At 39.9% G+C, this 19,725-nt stretch carries 19 protein-coding genes, 1 tRNA gene and 1 riboswitch; of the genes, 9 read left to right on the top strand and 11 right to left on the bottom strand.

Features of this window, described 5'->3' with window-relative positions; all coding sequences use genetic code 11:
- Positions 1-83: 83 nt before the first annotated feature.
- Positions 84-1,526 (bottom strand): dicarboxylate/amino acid:cation symporter, encoded by a 1,443-nt coding sequence (locus G7B18_RS04795; protein WP_164108100.1) that lies wholly within the window; start codon positions 1,524-1,526, stop codon positions 84-86.
- A gap of 147 nt (positions 1,527-1,673) precedes the next feature.
- The gene (locus G7B18_RS04800) at positions 1,674-2,024 is read right to left on the bottom strand and encodes a 4Fe-4S dicluster domain-containing protein (protein WP_164108099.1); all 351 of its coding nucleotides are present in this window, start codon (positions 2,022-2,024) and stop codon (positions 1,674-1,676) included.
- A gap of 165 nt (positions 2,025-2,189) precedes the next feature.
- Here G7B18_RS04800 and G7B18_RS04805 point away from each other — a divergent pair, with 165 nt between their 5' ends.
- The 5 genes from G7B18_RS04805 to dnaJ all read left to right on the top strand — a co-directional run bounded on the left by G7B18_RS04805 (position 2,190) and on the right by dnaJ (position 5,950).
- Positions 2,190-3,203 (top strand): acyl-CoA reductase, encoded by a 1,014-nt coding sequence (locus G7B18_RS04805; RefSeq protein WP_164108098.1) that lies wholly within the window; start codon positions 2,190-2,192, stop codon positions 3,201-3,203.
- A gap of 36 nt (positions 3,204-3,239) precedes the next feature.
- Positions 3,240-3,443: a fructose-6-phosphate aldolase gene (locus G7B18_RS04810; RefSeq protein ID WP_079641839.1), complete on the top strand. Its 204-nt coding sequence runs from the start codon at positions 3,240-3,242 to the stop codon at positions 3,441-3,443.
- Positions 3,444-3,445: 2 nt separating this feature from the next.
- Positions 3,446-4,126 (top strand): cell division ATP-binding protein FtsE, encoded by a 681-nt coding sequence (locus tag G7B18_RS04815; RefSeq protein ID WP_079641841.1) that lies wholly within the window; start codon positions 3,446-3,448, stop codon positions 4,124-4,126.
- A 138-nt stretch (positions 4,127-4,264) separates the two neighbouring features.
- The gene (locus tag G7B18_RS04820) at positions 4,265-4,792 is read left to right on the top strand and encodes a nucleotide exchange factor GrpE (protein ID WP_370626275.1); all 528 of its coding nucleotides are present in this window, start codon (positions 4,265-4,267) and stop codon (positions 4,790-4,792) included.
- A 15-nt stretch (positions 4,793-4,807) separates the two neighbouring features.
- Entirely contained in the window at positions 4,808-5,950 is a 1,143-nt protein-coding gene (dnaJ, locus tag G7B18_RS04825) for a molecular chaperone DnaJ (protein ID WP_164108097.1), read from the top strand.
- A 33-nt stretch (positions 5,951-5,983) separates the two neighbouring features.
- On the opposite strand, the gene G7B18_RS04830 is transcribed toward dnaJ, so the two are convergent.
- The 4 genes from G7B18_RS04830 to pdxH all read right to left on the bottom strand — a co-directional run bounded on the left by G7B18_RS04830 (position 5,984) and on the right by pdxH (position 9,893).
- Positions 5,984-7,363 (bottom strand): PDZ domain-containing protein, encoded by a 1,380-nt coding sequence (locus tag G7B18_RS04830; protein ID WP_164122139.1) that lies wholly within the window; start codon positions 7,361-7,363, stop codon positions 5,984-5,986.
- 189 nt (positions 7,364-7,552) lie between these two features.
- Positions 7,553-8,746: an NADH-quinone oxidoreductase subunit D gene (locus G7B18_RS04835; protein ID WP_164108095.1), complete on the bottom strand. Its 1,194-nt coding sequence runs from the start codon at positions 8,744-8,746 to the stop codon at positions 7,553-7,555.
- Between the two features lie 5 nt (positions 8,747-8,751).
- A complete protein-coding gene (locus G7B18_RS04840) occupies positions 8,752-9,243 on the bottom strand; it encodes an NADH-quinone oxidoreductase subunit C (RefSeq protein ID WP_164122140.1) in 492 nt (163 codons plus the stop codon).
- Complete coding sequence (pdxH, locus tag G7B18_RS04845) at positions 9,240-9,893, bottom strand: pyridoxamine 5'-phosphate oxidase (RefSeq protein ID WP_164122141.1); 654 nt, start codon at positions 9,891-9,893, stop codon at positions 9,240-9,242. The genes G7B18_RS04840 and pdxH overlap by 4 nt, the downstream gene beginning before the upstream one ends.
- 217 nt (positions 9,894-10,110) lie before the next feature.
- Here pdxH and G7B18_RS04850 point away from each other — a divergent pair, with 217 nt between their 5' ends.
- The gene (locus tag G7B18_RS04850) at positions 10,111-10,674 is read left to right on the top strand and encodes a YqgE/AlgH family protein (protein WP_164108092.1); all 564 of its coding nucleotides are present in this window, start codon (positions 10,111-10,113) and stop codon (positions 10,672-10,674) included.
- Positions 10,675-10,727: 53 nt separating this feature from the next.
- Here G7B18_RS04850 and G7B18_RS04855 read toward each other — a convergent pair.
- Both G7B18_RS04855 and htpG read right to left on the bottom strand, forming a co-directional pair.
- A tRNA-His gene (locus G7B18_RS04855) sits at positions 10,728-10,801 on the bottom strand.
- A 114-nt stretch (positions 10,802-10,915) separates the two neighbouring features.
- Positions 10,916-12,802, bottom strand: coding sequence for a molecular chaperone HtpG (htpG, locus tag G7B18_RS04860; protein ID WP_164108091.1), 1,887 nt, complete (start codon positions 12,800-12,802; stop codon positions 10,916-10,918).
- 407 nt (positions 12,803-13,209) lie between these two features.
- Positions 13,210-13,303: riboswitch (SAM-I-IV-variant riboswitch) on the top strand.
- Between the two features lie 67 nt (positions 13,304-13,370).
- Here htpG and G7B18_RS04865 point away from each other — a divergent pair.
- Positions 13,371-13,649, top strand: coding sequence for a 5-oxoprolinase (locus tag G7B18_RS04865; RefSeq protein ID WP_164108090.1), 279 nt, complete (start codon positions 13,371-13,373; stop codon positions 13,647-13,649).
- A 34-nt stretch (positions 13,650-13,683) separates the two neighbouring features.
- Here G7B18_RS04865 and G7B18_RS04870 read toward each other — a convergent pair whose 3' ends face one another.
- Positions 13,684-14,802 carry a DUF2891 domain-containing protein gene (locus tag G7B18_RS04870; RefSeq protein WP_164108089.1) on the bottom strand — a complete coding sequence of 373 codons (1,119 nt, stop codon included), beginning with the start codon at positions 14,800-14,802 and terminating at the stop codon, positions 13,684-13,686.
- Between the two features lie 67 nt (positions 14,803-14,869).
- On the opposite strand from G7B18_RS04870, the gene G7B18_RS04875 reads away from it, so the two are divergent.
- Positions 14,870-15,541, top strand: coding sequence for a DUF937 domain-containing protein (locus tag G7B18_RS04875; protein ID WP_164122142.1), 672 nt, complete (start codon positions 14,870-14,872; stop codon positions 15,539-15,541).
- A gap of 187 nt (positions 15,542-15,728) precedes the next feature.
- Positions 15,729-16,937 (top strand): MFS transporter, encoded by a 1,209-nt coding sequence (locus G7B18_RS04880; protein ID WP_240452770.1) that lies wholly within the window; start codon positions 15,729-15,731, stop codon positions 16,935-16,937.
- Positions 16,938-17,001: 64 nt separating this feature from the next.
- Here the strand turns inward: G7B18_RS04880 and G7B18_RS04885 are convergent, their stop codons facing one another.
- Together G7B18_RS04885 and G7B18_RS04890 are read right to left on the bottom strand one after the other, a co-directional pair.
- Complete coding sequence (locus G7B18_RS04885; protein ID WP_164122143.1) at positions 17,002-18,180, bottom strand: NAD(P)/FAD-dependent oxidoreductase; 1,179 nt, start codon at positions 18,178-18,180, stop codon at positions 17,002-17,004.
- Positions 18,181-18,194: 14 nt separating this feature from the next.
- Positions 18,195-19,697, bottom strand: coding sequence for a M14 family zinc carboxypeptidase (locus G7B18_RS04890; RefSeq protein WP_240452771.1), 1,503 nt, complete (start codon positions 19,695-19,697; stop codon positions 18,195-18,197).
- Between the last annotated feature and the right edge of the window lie 28 nt (positions 19,698-19,725).

Consider the following 19,725-nt stretch of genomic DNA (forward strand, 5'->3'; position numbering starts at 1 on the left):
TAATATCTCTTAGAAAAGCGCTACATAAGGGTGATTATTTCAAAATTGATACCCTCAGCAGGGTATATTATATTCAATTATTCTTATTCCACTTCTAGAAAATTTGTTTTTTTTGAAGCTTCTTCATCAAATTCGCCTTCCCATTTTGCCACAACGACAGTTGCAAGACAATTTCCGATTACATTAACAGAGGTTCTTGCCATGTCCATTAACTCGTCAATACCGAGAATAGCTGCAATGACAAATGTTGGAAGACCAAACTGATCTGCCGTAGCGATCAATACAATCAGCGACGCACGAGGTACTGCCGCCACACCTTTAGAAGTAATCATCAATGTGAATGCGATGAGAAGCTGTTGTCCAAAACTCAAATCAATTCCAGCTGCCTGTGCGACAAAGATAGAAGCTAGCGAAAGGTATAACGAGGTTCCGTCCAAATTGAAGCTATATCCTGTAGGGATCACAAAAGACACAATTTTACGTGGAACACCGAATTTTTCCATATTTTCCATAGCCTTAGGCAGGGCCGCATCCGAACTCGTCGTTGCAAATGCAATAGAAACAGGCTCCTTAATCGCATTGATAAACTGCTTGACAGGCACTTTCAAATACAACGCGATAGGGAATAAAACAAGTAATATAAACACGATCAACGCTATATACAGACTGATCAGCAGCATGAAGAGATTTTTCAAAATATCCACACCAAGATGGCCCACTGTGTATGCCATAGCTGCCCCCACACCTATCGGCGCAAAAAGCATTACCAGATTGGTAAATTTAAACATTGCCTCCGCCAGACTTTCCGTAAAGTCCACCAAGGGCTTCCGCTTCTTTTCACTCACCATAGCTAGACCTATCCCGAATAGTACACCGAAAATTACAATCTGTAGCACCTTATTTTCATAAACAGATTTCACGATATTCTCCGGAAAAGTATCACGAATAAATGCATTAAACTTATACACCCCATGCACATTGTCTGAGATATGATCCAATACCTTTTGATCCGCAGCCGCCACAGCAGATGTCGTCGGTAGCTCCTCATGCGGCATATGTTCAATATCCACACCGACCCCTGCCTTGGTGATATTTATTACTGCCAGACCAATAAAAATAGCACAGGTCGTAGCACAGAAAAAGTATAACATCGATTTCCATGCCATACGTCCCACCGATTTGAGATCGGAGTGACCTGCTATACCAAACACCAGCGTAGCAAACAATATAGGCCCCACGATTGTCTTCACTAGTTTAATAAAGCCCTGACTCAGGGGGTGCATCGCTATCGCTAGATTTGGAAAATCCAACCCTACAAATACACCTAATATTAAACAGGTCAATATCCAAGTTGTCAAGTTCTTACGAACTATCGCATTTAAGGTCAACACTGATGCTGTAACCCAGCGAACACCAACCATCACAGAAGGCGAAATAACAAATAAATCAAATTCGTAAAAAAAGGTGATAATTATTGCTATAGTGACTGTAACTAGCGTTACAAAACCTACATTCTTTTTTGACATCTATATTTTTTTAAGATTACATAATTTATGAATGCAACAAAAATATAAAAATAGCTAGGTTTACCAAACATATTTCAGCAGAAAACCAACAAAAAAGGTACAGCCAAAATAGCTGTACCCTTCATTATACTTATTCTTTAAAGTCTACTATTCAGCATGTAACCATGCTTTTTTAGCTAATAATTCCTCTTCTGCCTCTACAACATCCTCATCTTCAACACAACAATCTACCGGACACACCGCCGCACATTGAGGCTCATCGTGAAACCCTACACATTCCGTACATTTATCAGATACGATATAATACACTTCATCAGAAATCGCGTCTTGAGAAGCACCAGCATCTATCGTAACACCATCACCAAAGTCAATCAAGCCTTCAAGTGCTGTACCATCCGAAAATTTCCACGGCACACCTGCATCATATATAGCATTATTTGGGCACTCTGGTTCACATGCGCCACAGTTAATGCATTCATCTGTAATTTTTATCGCCATTTATAACCTCACAATTATAATAAATAAACTAATTTTGTATGTCAAAGGTAAATATTGGATTAATAACTAACACTAAAAAAGTATATAAATATAGTAGTTTATCCAATTATTTGACATTACAAAGATAAAGTAAATATTGAACAGAACGATTCTAAATAATATATTTTGACAAAACAAGAAAGGATAGCAGCCTTTGCTAAACTAGGAGAATGGTTGATCCATCCCGATGAAGAAACTAGATACTTTATAGCGCAGTTATACGCTAAAAACGCATGGTATACGACGGATAATGTTATTCGTCAAATGCATACAATAGGAAACAACCTGACGCAAGAAAAATTAACAACATGGATCAGTGCTTACCAGGCCGAAGATTCATCCAAGGCAATAGGACTTGTCCTTGCTGGCAATTTGCCTCTAGTAGGATTTCACGACATTTTATGCGGTCTACTCATGGGATTTAACGTACAATTAAAAGCTTCTTCCGACGATGCTGGTTTAACCCCTTATGTCGTCAACAAGTTGATTCAGATATCCCCCTCATTCGCACAAAAAATAGCTATCGTAGACAAACTCTCCGACTTCGATCTCGTTATAGCCACAGGTTCAAATAACTCCGCAAGATACTTTGAATATTACTTCGGACACAAACCGAATATTATACGTAAAAACAGAAATTCAGTAGCCATCCTTACCGGAGAAGAGAGCCAAGAACAAATAGCAGCTTTGGGCAACGATATCTTCGATTATTTTGGTTTGGGTTGCAGATCTGTATCCAAAATATACGTACCAAAAGGTTATTCCATAGCTACATTTTTTGAAGGAATTGAGCACTTCAGTGGTATAAAAGATCACTTTAAATACAACAACAATTACGACTACAACAAGTCAATCTATTTAATCAATAAAGACAAACATTATGACAATGGCTTCTTATTGTTGAAAGAGGACAGTAACCTTTCGTCACCGCTTGCAGTCGTATTTTATGAAGAGTATAACGATATCAAAGAATTAGAGGAGCTACTTAAGCAACAGCAAGAAAATATTCAATGCGTTGTGTCCCAACACAAATTAGACATTCCGTCACCCCTTTTTCAATTGGGCCAAGGTCAATATCCGGCACTAGATGATTATGCAGACGGTATTGACACCTTAGATTTTTTGGCTCAACACCAATAATTCTTTAAATTGAAAAAAAAAATTAACTTTGTTTTTATGTATGTAATTAAAGTAAAAGGTGTCGCTAAAATCCCCGACTATGTCCAATTGCGAGACGATTCGTTTACTTTATTGGCATATTTCAGAGTGGACAGACCAGACAAATCTCTTGACAAAATCGGACTAGGTGACAAAGCCGAAGAGATCATGAAAATTGTCAACGAACTACCTTTTGGTCAAATTAAGGAAATAGAATTTTGATAATGACACAAAATACAGTAATCAAATTAAGAAATGTAGACATCTACCAGCAAAAGCATCTGGTGTTGTCCAATGTCAACTTAGAAATTGCACAAGGAGAGTTTCTTTATTTAATAGGTCAGTCAGGTACAGGAAAAAGTAGTTTACTAAAGATTATCTATGGTGATCTTTATATCTCCAATGGAGAAGGGTTGGTAGCAGGTTTTGATCTGAAAAAACTACGGGAACAAGAAGTTCCTTACTTGAGGCGAAAATTAGGCATCGTATTTCAGGATTTCCATCTACTTAATGACCGTACGATAGAAAAAAATCTAGAATTTGCCTTAAAAGCGACAGGCTGGACAGACAAAGGCCTTATCCAAAACCGCATGCTTGATGTATTGGAAAAAGTAGGTCTCCGTTCCAAGTTAAAGAAAATGCCGCACGAACTATCCGGTGGAGAGCAACAACGTGTAGTTATTGCACGCGCCTTATTGAATGATCCTGAGATCATCCTTGCCGATGAGCCTACCGGCAATTTAGATCCTGCTACGTCTGAAGAGATTGTACTTTTATTACGTGATATTGCATCCTCGGGCACAGCCGTATTGATGGCTACCCACGATTACCAGATTATCCGTAACATGCCAGCGCGCATTATCAAGACAGAAGATGGTGCCATGCATGACAACGTAAGCATTTAAGAAGACTGACAAAAACAAACATAATCCGACACTTTGGACGTATTTATCTCAAAATACTGACAAGGTGTCGGATATTTTATAATGGCAAAATTTTTGAATATTATACGCAAGCTATTGAAGCAAATAAAAACTAGGGTGATGATGAACGAACAAGAACATATTCAAGACGAAAACTTAGCACAAGACAATACAGCCCAAAATGAAGCTGAAGAAGTATCTATTGAAGAATCGCTAACCAACCAACTCGCAGAGGCTAACGACAAGTATGCCCGCTTATTTGCCGAGTTTGACAACTATAAAAAGAGAACCTCTAAAGAACGTGTAGAACTGATCCAAACAGCTGGTCAAGGGGTTATTTCGAAGCTTTTACCCGTGTTAGATGATTTTGATAGAGCGCTTGCAGCAATGGCTACGGCACAAGATGTCGAAGGGATAAAACAAGGTATTGATTTAGTAAATAATAAATTCAGAAAGCTCCTTGAAAACGAAGGTCTTAAAGAAATGGAAACCACAGGGCAACCTTTCGATCCAGACTTCCAAGAGGCTATTACCAGTATCCCTGCACCATCAGAAGATCTTAAGAATAAAGTGATAGACACGGTAGAAAAGGGATACTTTCTGAATGATAAAGTAATCCGTTTTGCTAAAGTGGTCATAGGACAATAAGAAATAAGAAGAGGAATGTCGAAGAGAGATTATTATGATATACTCGGTGTATCTCGTCAAGCAGATGCAGCAGAGATAAAATCAGCTTACCGCAAACTAGCAATTAAATTTCACCCGGATAAAAATCCTGGAGATAAAGAGGCAGAAGAAAATTTTAAAGAGGCAGCCGAGGCCTATGAAATATTAAGCAATCAGGAGAAAAAAGCACGTTATGACCAATTTGGTCATGCCGGTAATTCTGGAGGCTTTGGTGGTGGTGGCATGAATATGGATGACATATTCAGCCAATTTGGAGATATTTTCGGCGGAGGTCATCCATTCGAGAGCTTCTTTGGCGGAGGATCCCGCTCAGGAGGTCGTCGTGTCCAAAAAGGGAGCAACCTACGTATCAAAGTAAAGTTAACACTTGAAGAAGTAGCAAAAGGTACCGAGAAAAAAGTTAAAGTTAATAAACAGATTGTATGTAATACCTGTGATGGATCCGGTGCTAAAGACAAATCTTCTTTCCATACCTGTAACACATGTGGCGGTTCCGGATCAGTAAGACGTGTTACTAACACCATCTTAGGCCAGATGCAAACGACCAGCACCTGTCCGACCTGTAATGGTGAAGGTGTTGAAATCACTGCCAAATGTACCACCTGTAAAGGCGAGGGATTAGAACGTGGTGAAGAAACCATCACAATAAATATTCCCGCAGGAGTCAGCGAAGGTATGCAACTCTCGATGACAGGTAAAGGTAATGCTGCGCCAAGAGGAGGAATAGCAGGAGATCTGATCATCCTTGTAGAAGAAGTTCCACATGAATCTCTCAAACGCGATGGAATCAATGTCATCTATGATTTATATATCAACTTTGCGGATGCAGCATTGGGAACAAGCGTAGAAGTACCTACCATAGATGGTAAAGCTAAAATAAAGATTGATCCAGGAACGCAAGGTGGAAAAATACTAAGACTTAAAGGAAAAGGTATTCCTGAAGTCAATTCGTACCATAAAGGAGATCAATTAATATATATTAATATCTGGACACCGAAAGCTGTGTCTTCAGAAGAACGTGAACTTTTAGAAAGACTTAAAGGTTCGGCAAACTTCAAACCTCAACCAGGTAAAAGTGAAAAATCGTTCTTTGAGCGGATAAAAGAATACTTCGAATAAAATTAAATAAGGGCTGTAAAAAACAGCCCTTATTTAATTTAAAGGGATTGGATCTATAAGTTTAAATCTAAATTTGACAATCTCCTCTCCTCGCTTTACTTCTAGACTTACAGCGTATTGATCTCGAGCTTGAAGCTTCTCCTTAATCTCTTCCAAAGTCATCTTACCTGCATATTTGCCATTAATCTTATGCACCATATCGCCCGTCTTGACCCCCGCCAAGAAAGCAGGAGACCCTACTCGTACATGATGTATGACGTAGGCTGGCACTAATTCAATTTGATACATCACATCATTGCCCAAATTGATCGTGGTCCCCTGATCCGATGCGCTCGTTAAAGGCTTATTCACCGTCCTACTTTTCAACCAGGAAAACCCCGCATGTCTAACCTCGAGTCCACTCATGTCAATATTAAAAGGATCTGAATACGTCTTGTTTTTGCGGAGATACATCACACTATCCGCATAATCAAAAACAACATCAAATCGCGCCATAATCTGATTGCCGACCGAACCTACCCTTCGCTCGATCAACCTGCGTCCACTGTAAGAACTGGTATCTGGATAAGATACAAATAATCTTCTAAACTGCCATTCAGCTATAGTGACTCCTTCGATTCGATTTCGCTTGCCATAAATATTACCGTTAAACCCCTGCCCTAAAAACTCGTAAACATAAGGCGGTGTCACCACATAACCATCTAGTACAGAAGGAAAAATCATCAAAGGATCAGAATTTCCCAGATCAACTAACATTCTTGTTGCCTCAAACCTCTTACCCCCAGCCTGTATGCCCACATCTATAAATGGTCGATCCTTCACAATATCAAGCTTAACAGGAACATACTTGCGCAGCAATCTTTCCATTCCCTCCGTCGATTTAAAGACATGCAGTCTCTTCTTGATATAATCAATACGCACTACGTGATTCTGAAAAAAATTACTCCCAAGAATACCGTGAATAGGAACCCCGATATTTTTTGAAAGATTAAGGGTACTATCTACGATGACATACAGATCATGTGCAGGATCAACAAGGGCAGAATCGCCCACAACCAATACGTTATCCAAAGACAACAACCCCTCTATTCCTCTATCGACTCCTAATCCCTGGAAATTATAAGAAGATACGTTTTTCAATATAATAGAATCTACTGCACCAAATAGCATCGTCTCCTTGACCCCGGTATCCAGAATAAAAGTCAACTCTTCCCCATTTAAGTGTACAGGTAGCATGATAATATGGTTTACGATATCAATAGGAATCACAATACTGCTTGCATCCCTTTTAAAAATCCAATGCTGTGCAGCAAGCTCCGTAAATGATTGCGATAAGATCAGTAACGATCCTACAAAAAATCGAATGAAACAAAAATTAGCCCAAGAAAAAGGAAAATTCAAGCTTATACGCATTGGTTCTTATTTTATACTTAAACTTAGGTAAAAAGCGGCATTCAAAAAAGTCATACACAAAAAAAGCCTGCATCCGGGCGGATGCAGACTTCCTATTAACCAATTATAAACTTAAATTATGAGAACACAAATATAAGGACTTATGTTTAAACTCCAAATATATTTTGCATTTTTATGCATTTTCTTTCGTTATCTATCGACCTCTCCAAGCACAATATCAATAGAACCGAGAATAGCAATCAGATCCGTAATCAGAACGCCCTTTCCGAGTTCCGGTAAAACAGAAAGATTATTAAAACTCGGCCCTCTAGCCTTTAAACGCAAAGGAATATCTGTTTTTTCTTTAGTTTCAAAATAAAATCCAAGTTCACCTTTTGGGTTTTCGGCTCGAACATAATAATTCTGCGCCTTTAAATTCACTTTTTTTGGAACCATAGCTCGGGGGTCGAACTCAGCCAAACGCGCAAAGTCTGACATTAAACGTGCAAGACATTGCTCAATGATCTTCACAGACTCGTAGATTTCATCTACACGCACTTTATACCTATCCCACGAATCTCCAACTCGCCCCATAACTCCTTCACCTACAGGAATATCAAAATCCAGCTCAGGATAGACCGAATAACCATCCACCCGTCTAAGATCCCATTTTATTCCACTAGCGCGCAACATCGGTCCCGAACAACCATAATTAATAGCCACATCCGCCGGAAGCACTCCTATATTAGCGGTGCGAGAGATAAAAATCTGATTGGTAGACAACAATTCATCCAACTCCATTAATTTCGGTCTGAAATAATCAATGAATTCTTTGCACCGTTGCTCAAAACCCACAGGTAGATCGTAAAACAGGCCTCCTATCCAGATATAATTATACAACATCCGTGATCCTGAAGCCCATTCAAGCATATTCATAATATGCTCTCTATCTCTAAAACACCACATAAAAGGAGTGAATGCTCCAATATCAATTCCGTAGGTACCGATAGCGATCAAGTGAGACGCGATTCGATTCAATTCGCAAACTAGTACACGGATATATTCCACCCTTTTCGGAATCTTATCATCAATCCCCAACATACGTTCTACACCCATTACAAACGCATGGCTATTGTTCATAGAAGCCAAATAGTCCAATCGATCGGTAAAAGGGATACTTTTACCATAATTCATCGACTCCGCATGCTTGTCAAAACAGCGGTGCAGATATCCCAAATGTGGGATCACCTCTTTGACAAGCTCCCCATCGGTAACAAGCTCCAAACGCAACACCCCATGTGTAGAGGGGTGCTGAGGTCCCATATTAATAATCATCTCCGTCGAGCCGATCTGTTGTACTCTTTCCAAATACCTTTCGTATCCTTGATTATACTTGATATGCATGTGATCTAATTCTTAATGGAAATACCGTGATAGCTTTCCGGATCCTCATAATCCTTACGTAATGGAAATCCCTCCCAATCATCCGGCAATAAAATACGTCTTAAATCGGGGTGATCCGAAAAATAAATCCCCATAAGATCAAAAGCCTCACGTTCGTGCCAGTTCGCTGTACGCCATATAGAACTCACCGAAGGAATCTCCGGTAGGTCGTCCACATTGCGACTATGCGCTACCTCCACACGTAATGTCAACTGCAATTGAAATGGAATAGAACTTAGATTGTAAACTACCCCAAATTTGGATTCCGGAAAATAATCGATCGCTGTAATATTAGCCAAAAAGTCAAAATAAAACTTAGGGTGATCTCTCAACCAGAGACACACCTCCTGCAGTTTTTCACATTTTACAATTAGTGTATCCTGAAGTCCTGTTTCCATTACTTGGACAACATCTTGACCAAATAGCTGATCTGCCTCTTCTTTGATTTGCAAGGTCATGGTGCCAACCTGTTTATAACCCAATTATTTTCCTCTAAAAAATAAACTATGCGATCATGCAATCTAGAACTTCGTCCCTGCCAAAACTCTATCCGCACTGGCTTGACAAGATATCCTCCCCAGAAGAGAGGTCGATCTACCTTTTCAGATTGCGCAAACTGCTGTTCATAAAAGTGCACACGTTGTTCTAAAAAATCCCGATCAGGTATGATTTGACTCTGTGGAGATGCCCAGGCCCCTATCCGGCTTCCCTTTGGGCGCGAAGCAAAATATTCATCCGAATCCTCTTCACATAGACGCTCGACCACACCTTCTATCCGCACCTGTCGTTGCAGCTCGGGCCAAAAGAACAACAGACTGACATTTGCACAATGTGACATATCCAAGCCTTTCTGACTTTCATAATTTGTAAAAAAGCTGAAGCCATCAGCCTTAATATCTTTCAACAACACGATTCTAGATGAAGGAAATCCCCCTTCACTAATTGTAGATAGTGTCATTGCGTTCGGTTCTATTGCATTGGCATGCATAGCTTGTTCAAACCACTGGGTAAATTGAAGCAGCGGATCAGCACTAACCTGTTTTTCGGAAAGAGAGTCCTTGACATAATCTTCACGAATCGCTGCAATTTTTTTATGATCGATTGCCATAGGTTGTATTTTGTTTCTTTGACAAACTTACTAAATGCGACACAAAAGATTGTCATCTTTCCTCCCTTTTTAACCTCAACACTTTAAGATGTCGACCTTTTTTATAGATTTTATCCAAACAGCCACCAATTAACATGCAATAGAAACCGTCGGTTAACTTCAATTGTATATAAAGACAAATTTGTCTAAGTTTATAGTAGAATAATTACGATATAACATGTTCAATCAAAATGCCCCCCAACAAGGAAGTCTATTGATTTCAGAACCATTCATACTCGATCCTAATTTCGAACGTTCTGTCGTTGTCCTATGTGAACACAACCAAGAAGGAACTTTAGGTCTGGTACTAAATCATCTTTCCAATGTATTATTATCGGATATCATAGCAGAGATAACATGTAAAGATTTCCCTGTTTATATCGGAGGCCCTGTACAAAATGATGCTTTATTTTTTCTGCATTGTACGCCACAAAAAATCAGCGGAGGTACGCCAATCGGCACAGATCTCTTTTGGGGAGGCGACTTAGAACAGGTTTTAGAATTAATCGATAACCATCTTATTTATCCACAGGAAATAAAATTTTTCTTAGGGTATTCCGGTTGGTCTGTAGGCCAATTGGAAGAAGAAATAAAACAAAATTCCTGGGCGGTGCATAATTCGTTTGAACCAGAACTCACATTTCTAACAGATGGAGAGACCCTATGGAAACAAGCATTAATCAGTCTCGGTCCCAAATACGCTCATGTTGCCAATTTCCCGAAAAGTCCTTATCTAAATTAAGCAAAGAGCATACAAAAAAAAAGCCTCTCATTACTGAGAAGCCTTTAGAAGCGGGTAAGTAATCGGGCTCGAACCGACGACCCCTAGAACCACAATCTAGTGCTCTAACCAACTGAGCTATACCTACCGTGTTTGTGATACAAAAGTAGGTTTTTAATTCATATAGTGCAAATATTTTTAACAAAAAATCCTCATTGCATAATAACACAATGAGGATTAAGTAATTATTTTTTTAGAATGATTAAATCATCTCTACACTTCGCTTCACAAACGAAGTCAAATCAGCGCCAGTAAGCAATCCTCGCGATAATAAAGCCAAATCAAAAGCCTGTTTAGCCAATTTTTCACCTTCTTCTTCACCACTTTCTATGATACGCTTTACCAACGGATGGTTACCATTTACGCTAACTTTATAGTTGTCCGGAATACTACCATAGAATCCCATTCCACCACCCGTCTTCGCCATATCTTTCATGCGACGCATAAACTCATCTAACGTTACAGAGACAGGCAACTCATCCGCTTTCAATGCTTCGATCTGTACATTCATATCCTGACGGTTGATCGCCTTCTGGAACAGGTCAGTAGCCTTCTTACTCTCTTCCTCGTTCAACACCAATTCAATTTTCTCGTCTTTCTGGATCAACTTATCGATGACATCCGAATCAACGCGTTTTAGCTGAACTTTTTCGCCACCTTTTTGCTCCAAATACGAAGTAATATGCGTATCCAAAGGTCCATCCAGCACCAATACATCATATCCCTTAGCAGCAGCCGTGGTGATAAAACCATCTTGTTGGGCGACATCTGAGCTGTATAGGTATACAATATTACCATCCTTATCTACCTGAATATCCTTTACTTTTTCATAATATTCTTTCAGGGTATAACTTTCGTTGGATGTGTTCTTTAATAAACAGAAATCATTTGCTTTATCTGCAAATTTTTCATCACTCAGCATACCGTACTTAATGAAAAGACCGATATCTGTCCATTTTTCTTCAAATCCTTTACGATCCGATTTGAATATTTCCTGCAGTTTATCCGCAACCTTCTTCGTGATATAGTTATTAATTTTCTTCACATTACCATCTGCCTGTAGAAATGAACGTGATACGTTTAATGGAATATCCGGAGAGTCAATAACACCGTGCAATAACATCAAAAACTCAGGAACGATATCCTTCACCTCATCTGTAATAAATACCTGACGCGAGTAAAGCTTAATCTTATTACGCTGAATTTCTAGCTCGTTCTTTATTTTCGGGAAATAAAGGATACCTGTCAGGTTGAATGGATAATCGACATTCAGATGGATCCAGAATAAAGGTTCATCCATTGACTGCGGATACAACTCGCGGTAAAAAGAAAGATAATCTTCATCTGTCAGTTCCGAAGGAGACTTCGTCCAAGCTGGATTTGTATTGTTAATAAAGTTATCAACTTCAATCGATTTGTATTTAGGTTTACCCTCTTCGTCTTCACCATCTGGCTCCGATGTAGTTTTTGTACCGAAACGAATAGGAACAGGCAAGAACTTGGCATACTTATCCAGGATCTGCTGCAACTTAAACTTATTTAAGAATTCCTCGGAATCCGCATTGATATGTAGAATAATGTCTGTTCCACGTGTCGTACGCGTACCTTCCGAAATCTCGTATGAAGTACTACCATCACAGGTCCAGTGTGCTGGTTCAGCGCCATCTTGGTAAGACAAAGAGTCAATCTCCACCTTATCTGCAACCATAAATGCCGAATAGAAACCTAAACCAAAACGCCCAATGATTTCATTCGCATCGTTGGCCTCTTTAAATTTCTCCATGAACTCAGTAGCACCTGAAAATGCAATCTGGTTGATGTATTTTTTGATCTCTTCCGCAGTCATACCAATACCGTTGTCCGATATCGTAATAGTTTTAGCTGCTTCATCAAATTTCACATCAACAACTAGCTCACCTACTTCACCATTGAACTGACCTAGCGAAGATAACCGTTTAATTTTCTGAGAGGCATCCACAGCATTAGACACCAATTCTCTTAAGAAAATCTCGTTATCAGAATATAAAAACTTTTTGATCACCGGAAAAATATTCTCGGTGTGGATCGAGATACTACCTTTTTCTTGCATATGTATTTTACTATTTAACTTTTTATTATCACAATAAACTTATCAAGGCCTGTTCCAAAGTTGACTTTAAGACAGAATGTCAGAATAACATAAGAAAAGCACTAAAATTCTGTCACTCTTATCTCTTTCAATTATACATTATCACCTCCTTATATATAGGTTTAAGACAACGGTATATCTCCTTCTGTCCAATTAGGTATTTAACTGAGATGAAATAGAGGGTTTATAGAGATTTACCTCTATTAACCCTCTACAAACCCTCTATTATAGCTCTATAAAACCACAGTAAAGTTAGAAGAATACACGGCTAAAGTAACTACTAATATCCTATGACGAAACATTGGTATAAAAACAAAAGCAGAAAATGAAAGGTTCTCTTTGTTTTTATCAAAAAGTCTACTAAATTTGTAGCGTATTCAGAATTGCAAAAGCAATACCAACCGAGTGTAGTCACCGCGGTGGTAAAATAATACGGGTTTACAACCAAAATAAACGTCTTAAAAACGCTTATTTTTCCTACCGATTTCTGGATACAATTTATGGTTTAACAAATAAATTTTTAAATTGTATGGCAACATCAATATCATTCTATCAACACTTATTAGAGAAGTTTGCACACTACTCCACCGAAGAGCTTATCCATCTCAATAATGAAACTATAAAAAGTCAAGGCTGGGGTTCTTCAAGAGCGACATTCCGTACGGCCATCATATCGGCTTTCTCCAAAAAAGGAGTTGATTTGTCCCACATCGTGACCAAAAACGATGGCTTTACCAGTATTCTATCGGTACCGGTAAAGCTTGTCGAAAACACATTGATCCCGATCAGTTGCGATTCTAAATCGTAATTGATCGGGATCAATGTGTTTTCACCCTTGGGGACTAATGGGCATGTGCTATAGCGTACAGCGCAAAAGTACCCAACCAGTGCGACCCCATATAATCATCTTGTGCAGACAGATTGGGCAACGAAAAGGCGATGTGCTCATTTGCTATTTTATTCAAATGCGACACTTGAGGAATAGCCTTGGCAATTCCGTACAGACAAGCGGCACGGCTGTAGTTCAATCCATCCAGGTGGACGAGCTTGCCGTCTGTACGATCTTTAACTACAGCTGCAGACAGGCTGAATCCCGGCTCAAATAGACTAGGCATAAATTTTTTAAGCCAACCGCTATACGATTGCTCATCTAGGATCTTACTCATTAAATATGCTTCCTCTAGACAAGGTGATAAGAAGTCATAACCACTCGGCTCATAGGCTAGATTACAATTCACGTCATTTAGAAAAAGCCGTGTGCCATGCTCTTTCAATACCGATTCAAAAGCTTTATCCCCTACCGAACGGGCATAATCCAATGACAGTGACAATCCAAAAGCCGAGTTATCATGCTGTCCGGCACGGATAGGATAGACCAATTTAGGCAGGTACTCTTTGTACCTATCGACCAATAGGTCTACCAAAGGCTGTAAATTTGATTTCCATCGCTGCGCGTCGGTATTCTCTTTCCATTGCGACAGGCTTTCCTGGAGTTTAAACAACCAAGCCCATCCATATGTACGTTCGAAACTGGTATTGTTTTTATCCTTAAAAAAAGCCAATTCCACGGCTACATTTTCCGGAGTGATATGTTGATTCAAAATAGAACGGATTTTTCCGTCCTTATCCAGATCTGGGTATTTTTGCAGGAGCTCCACAATAGACCAATAGCCATGTACCGACGAATGCCAGTCAAAACAGCCATAAAATATTGGACGCAGCTGCTTAGGCGATTTTAAGTCGTCGCTAGACCCCAATACCTGTCCTAGCTTATTCGGGTACTCCACTTCAAGACAGTGGATAGGCAATAAAAAAATTTGAGCAGCCTGTTCTTTCGTCAGGCTAATGTGTGCTGCCTCCTCCTTCGTATCCATTGGTTCCTTCCTTGCAGAATTATTACTACAATTCGAAAAAGAAATACTGCAGACAAGAGCCAAAGGCATCCATAGTTTGATTTTCATTTCGTATTTTTATTTAGCTTTAATAGATTGTTCTAAAATTATCATAATTACATTAAACTATCAAGTCATGAACATAACAGACTTAGTCACAGGAGGCATCGGCTCGAAAGCCATTTCTTCAATCGCAAATTTATTGAATATTGAAGAAAGCAAGGCAAAATGGCTCGTCGCTGCTGCCGTACCTTTAATGATTGCTGCATTAAACTATAATGCAAAAAAAGACCCTTCCAAAGAAGCGGGAATCAATAAAGCATTAGATCAACATAGTGGAGATATACTGGACCAACTGGGTGGATTGCTCGGACAAGAACCTTCTGATGATGACAATAAAATTGTCAACCATATGTTTGGTAATAATACCGAAATGGTAAAGGACAACCTTGCCGCTAAGACAGGGATATCAACGGACAAAATCGGCAATGTGCTGGCCATCTTGGCTCCTATTGTCATGGGCTATCTGGGCAAGCAAAAACAAGAACAATTCTCTGGAGGAGGCCTTGGTGATCTATTGGGAGGGCTGATTGGTGGCCAATCAAGCAGTTCCTCAGGTGGTGGAATCTTAGGCAGTATCTTAGGATCAGTACTTGGTGGGGGTTCTGGAAAGGAAGACAACACACAACAAGGATCTGCAAGCTTCGGCGGATTAGGTGATCTAGCAGGCGAATTCTTCAATAAGGATAAAGGCAATGACCAGAAAGGATCAGTACTGGATTCCTTAGCCAGCATGTTTGGCAAGTAAAAAACCTCACCAGAATGATAAACTTTTGACACGGTAAAACCGTAAGACTATTTTTCCAATCTTACGGTTTTACATTTTTACTTTTTCATTATATATAAAACCTTATTTTTGTAGCCTTGAACCTCCTTCTCCGGAGGTATCAAAGTATTCATCATATAGATGAGTTCTTTTCCTAAACAGGTTTTAAATGTCTATAAATAAAGGGTTAGTTGCTTTAGCTTTTGGTGGTCTCGCCATCGGAATGACTGAATTTACGATGATGGGTATATTACCTGACATCGCCTCAGATATTAATATCGATATTCCTACAGCCAGCAATTTGATAGGATTATACGCCTTGGGGGTAGTTGTCGGTGCTCCCACATTAGTTGCTGCCACATCCAAGTACCCTGCAAAAAAAGTACTTCTCTTCTTAATGTTGCTTTTCTTTGTCTTCAATGCGCTTTTTACCATAGCTCCCAATCATTGGAGTCTCTTCATCTCACGTTTTATATCAGGTCTGCCCCATGGAGCATTTTTTGGAATAGGTTCCGTTGTAGCCGCTAAGCTCGCTAAGCCTGGTAAGGAAGCACAGGCCATCTCCATGATGTTTACAGGTATGACAATTGCCAATCTTGCAGGTGTACCATTAGGCACCTATATTGGACACCATTATTCATGGCGGATAACCTATGCTGTTATATCTCTTTTAGGGTTAATTACGTTTCTAGCTATTTACTTTTGGATGCCTATTATCCCAGCCAATAAGAACAATAACGTCATTCAACAAATAAGCTATTTCAAACGCTGGGATGCATGGCTAATGGTAGCTGTTATCGCGATCGGGACAGGAGGTCTCTTTGCATGGATCAGCTATATTTCAAAACTAGTTACTACCGTATCTGGTCTATCTCCGGACCAGGTATCTATCATTATGGTGCTCATCGGTGCAGGTATGTTTGTCGGAAATATTGTCGGGGGCAGATTAGCAGACCGCATCTCTCCTAGCAAAGCTGCTATTGCAAGTTTTTCTGCAATGGCATGCTGTCTACTGATTCTCTTCTTTATCGCGCATATTACCGTATTAGCTTACCCTATGGCTTTCATCACCGGAATGATAGCATTCAGTATTGGCTCTCCACTACAGATGATGCTGATCAATAACGCAAAAGGAGCAGAAACCTTCGCTGCCGCAGGTGGACAGGCCTCGTTTAACATTGGTAACTCACTAGGAGCCTATTTTGGTGCTGTCCCCATAGCTTATGGCCTAACTTACAACTACCCTTCTTTAATCGGGGTGGTTATGGCTTCAACTGGCGCAGTACTAGCCCTACTATTCTATCTAAAAGTAGAGAAAAAGCAAACCGTTCGAGGTAAAAAATTCGAGAACTTAGAGGAGTTAATGAAAAGCCATTAGACTAAGAATTAAAGAGGGGACATCTCTATCCTAACCTGCTTTTTTAGAATCTTACATTTATGTTCTATAGAGCATCATGAGGGCAGGATATTGCTTTGGCTACCCATGCTCCGGTACTAAAACAGCCTTGCAACAAATAGCCCCCCGTTGGCGCTTCCCAATCAATCATCTCCCCTACACAGTGAACTTTCGGAAATCTATATAAAGCGAGATTCTCGTCAAGCTCTTCAAAAGAAACCCCGCCTGCGGTAGAGATTACTTCTTCAATAGGCCTTAAGCCTGTAACATGAATCGGGTATCGCTTGATCGCCATAGCGAGTGACCTGGAATCTATAAACACATCTTTGTCCAATCTTTTCAAAAGGGCAATAGCTGTTTTCGACAGCTTTACTTTGGTTTTCAATAGAGATACCACACTTCCGACTCCTGTAAGCTTGTCCATGATACTATCTACCGACATATTGGGCTTTAGATCAATCTCCAACTCTAAGGGGAAAATATCTTTTCTGGTAAATCTATTCATGTGATAAAGAGGCCCCCCTTCTACTCCATAACTTGTAAATACAATTTCACCAAGCTTAGTATAGCTTTTATAGCGAATTTGTATGTTCTTCAACGCCTGCCCTTCGATATCACTCCAATCTTCTTCTGTGTTATACCCCGAATTAGCCGATTCGAGGGGTGTTACATTAATTCCCTTTTGCTCCAACATCGACACCCAAGAGGCATCAGACCCAGTCTTTTTCCAAGAAGCACCTCCTAATCCCAAAATAAGCTTTTCATACTTAAAGGCTAAAATTTCGCCTTTATGACGCAGATATACATTGTTCACATCAAAATCTACCAGTTGAAATTGATAGAACACGGATACCTCCAATTCTTTAAGGTAGACGAGCCAAGCCTGCAATACCTGAATAGGCTTGATGTGCCTTTCAGGAAATATTTTACCCGAGCTCCCCACGTAGGTAGGAATACCTATTTTAGAAAGCCAGGTTACAGTTGCTTTATTATCGAAAGACCTAACGATGTCTCGAACAAAAGCTGTAGCATATTTCTCTACAAAGGCATCTATAGGTTCGCTATGTGTAAGGTTAAAACCGCCATCTCCTGCTACCAAAAACTTTCGTGCCGCCGCTTTGTTCTGTTCATAGACATGTACTTTATAGCCTTGGATCGCCAACTGTTGAGCCGCCATCAGTCCTGCGGGCCCTGCACCAATAATGATAATGGGATTACGACTCATCGAAACTTCTGCTATTAGTGTACTCTACTTTTAAATAGTTTGCCCTTAATATCCTTGGATAGGTCTATCAGGTAACCATTAAATACAGCATAGTGCAGCTTTCCTGTCGCATCGCCTATATAAAAATTGGCAGTACCTCCTAGATCCATGCTCGTAGTGGGGAAAAATTGCTTCTGTGTAAAGAAATGAATCGGGTAGTTATGCAGACTACTCGCCTTACTACTTCCGATCGTCTTGACAGGGACTGCCATGATTCCTTTTTTCAGCAAATCAAAGGCATCTTTCTGAGAAAGCACAGAGGCGCTATCCAATACCAAAGTCGAAGACTTGGCCGGGATAAACTGCAAACCTTTGACATCGACTTCATCGTAACCAAAAGATTCCTGGAGATCGCCTATGTCTTCGATACGACCACGCACAAAATAATCCCGATCGACCGTTGTCTCTCCTCTACGGATAGCTATATCTGTCCGAAATTCTGTAGAGTCTGTGTTTATAGATAAATTACGAATGACGACATCGTGTAGTTGCGAAGCATTAAAGGGTATCTTTTCGTAGTCTTGGACTTCATATTGTCCATATGAACCTTCCGCAATTTGAACTAAGGCATTGAGAATAATGATAAAATTCAACTTTCGTATTTCTTGCTTTTCAACGTCATCTTTACGCCCACCAGATTCAATCAGAACTGTACTTGCCCCCCAGGACTGAAAATTGTCTCCAAAACCTCTTGGCGTATGTGCGTCATCGTATTTGGCTACAGCATCAGGTATATACTGTTGAAGTAGACTATTCATCCCAACAATTATTTTCATAGCATCTCCCCTCACCTCGTTGATTTCCCTTTCGTAATTATATGCAGGAGCCAACAAAGAGATCTGTACTGGATTGCTTTTTTCCGGAACATTATAGTAAATATTTTGGTCATGTAGGTTAAAACCGTACCTCGGTTTCACAATCTTAGCCCGTTCTTTTAGTAAAGCGCCCTCTACCGTCTGCCCTGCACGGGCATCTCTGTTCATATCGATACTTTGGGCAGTGCGTCGGGTAAACCGTTCGGCACCATCTGGATTTAACATCGGGATAAAGTGAAGATTCAACTTTGTTTTTAACAAGTCTCGGACTGCATCTTGTCCATCTGCTTTCCCTTCCAGGAAATTAAACAAATCAAACAAGGCCATTGTCGCAGTGGGTTCATCTCCGTGCATCTGCGACCAAAGCATGACGACTTTATCTCCAACACCGTATTGCAGCTCATAAATAGCTCTTCCTTCAAAGGATTTGCCGATAAGAGTAACTTCCAGCACAGCTCTTTCTTTATGTTTTTGTACTAAGGAGTCTACATCTGCATGCTTGAAACGACGATGCTGTAAAACAGACTCTTTATAGGTATTATGTAGGGTATTGTAAGTGGTGGTATCCAAATTCATAGCTGAAGAATAATCCGAAGCAGGTGTTTTTGTGCCTTCACAGGTTGTAATGGCACCGATAGTTAAAATTAGGGCAAAAAGCTTCATATGTAATTCATTTGATTTTCATCTGTCA

The sequence above is a fragment of the Sphingobacterium sp. xlx-130 genome (genome assembly GCF_011007405.1).
Classification (GTDB): Bacteria; Bacteroidota; Bacteroidia; order Sphingobacteriales; family Sphingobacteriaceae; genus Sphingobacterium; species Sphingobacterium luzhongxinii.

Bases quoted from the DNA above. Each gene is read 5' to 3' on its own strand.
- G7B18_RS04885 (WP_164122143.1), bottom strand. From the start codon at position 18,180: ATGAGTCGTAATCCCATTATCATTATTGGTGCAGGGCCCGCAGGACTG.
- G7B18_RS04815 (WP_079641841.1), top strand. From the start codon at position 3,446: ATGACACAAAATACAGTAATCAAATTAAGAAATGTAGACATCTACCAG.
- G7B18_RS04870 (WP_164108089.1), bottom strand. From the start codon at position 14,802: ATGAAAATCAAACTATGGATGCCTTTGGCTCTTGTCTGCAGTATTTCT.
- G7B18_RS04835 (WP_164108095.1), bottom strand. From the start codon at position 8,746: ATGCATATCAAGTATAATCAAGGATACGAAAGGTATTTGGAAAGAGTA.
- G7B18_RS04820 (WP_370626275.1), top strand. From the start codon at position 4,265: ATGATGAACGAACAAGAACATATTCAAGACGAAAACTTAGCACAAGAC.
- dnaJ (WP_164108097.1), top strand. From the start codon at position 4,808: ATGTCGAAGAGAGATTATTATGATATACTCGGTGTATCTCGTCAAGCA.
- G7B18_RS04865 (WP_164108090.1), top strand. From the start codon at position 13,371: ATGGCAACATCAATATCATTCTATCAACACTTATTAGAGAAGTTTGCA.
- pdxH (WP_164122141.1), bottom strand. From the start codon at position 9,893: ATGGCAATCGATCATAAAAAAATTGCAGCGATTCGTGAAGATTATGTC.
- G7B18_RS04810 (WP_079641839.1), top strand. From the start codon at position 3,240: ATGTATGTAATTAAAGTAAAAGGTGTCGCTAAAATCCCCGACTATGTC.
- G7B18_RS04840 (WP_164122140.1), bottom strand. From the start codon at position 9,243: ATGACCTTGCAAATCAAAGAAGAGGCAGATCAGCTATTTGGTCAAGAT.
- G7B18_RS04800 (WP_164108099.1), bottom strand. From the start codon at position 2,024: ATGGCGATAAAAATTACAGATGAATGCATTAACTGTGGCGCATGTGAA.
- G7B18_RS04880 (WP_240452770.1), top strand. From the start codon at position 15,729: ATGTCTATAAATAAAGGGTTAGTTGCTTTAGCTTTTGGTGGTCTCGCC.
- htpG (WP_164108091.1), bottom strand. From the start codon at position 12,802: ATGCAAGAAAAAGGTAGTATCTCGATCCACACCGAGAATATTTTTCCG.
- G7B18_RS04850 (WP_164108092.1), top strand. From the start codon at position 10,111: ATGTTCAATCAAAATGCCCCCCAACAAGGAAGTCTATTGATTTCAGAA.
- G7B18_RS04830 (WP_164122139.1), bottom strand. From the start codon at position 7,363: ATGCGTATAAGCTTGAATTTTCCTTTTTCTTGGGCTAATTTTTGTTTC.
- G7B18_RS04875 (WP_164122142.1), top strand. From the start codon at position 14,870: ATGAACATAACAGACTTAGTCACAGGAGGCATCGGCTCGAAAGCCATT.
- G7B18_RS04795 (WP_164108100.1), bottom strand. From the start codon at position 1,526: ATGTCAAAAAAGAATGTAGGTTTTGTAACGCTAGTTACAGTCACTATA.
- G7B18_RS04890 (WP_240452771.1), bottom strand. From the start codon at position 19,697: ATGAAGCTTTTTGCCCTAATTTTAACTATCGGTGCCATTACAACCTGT.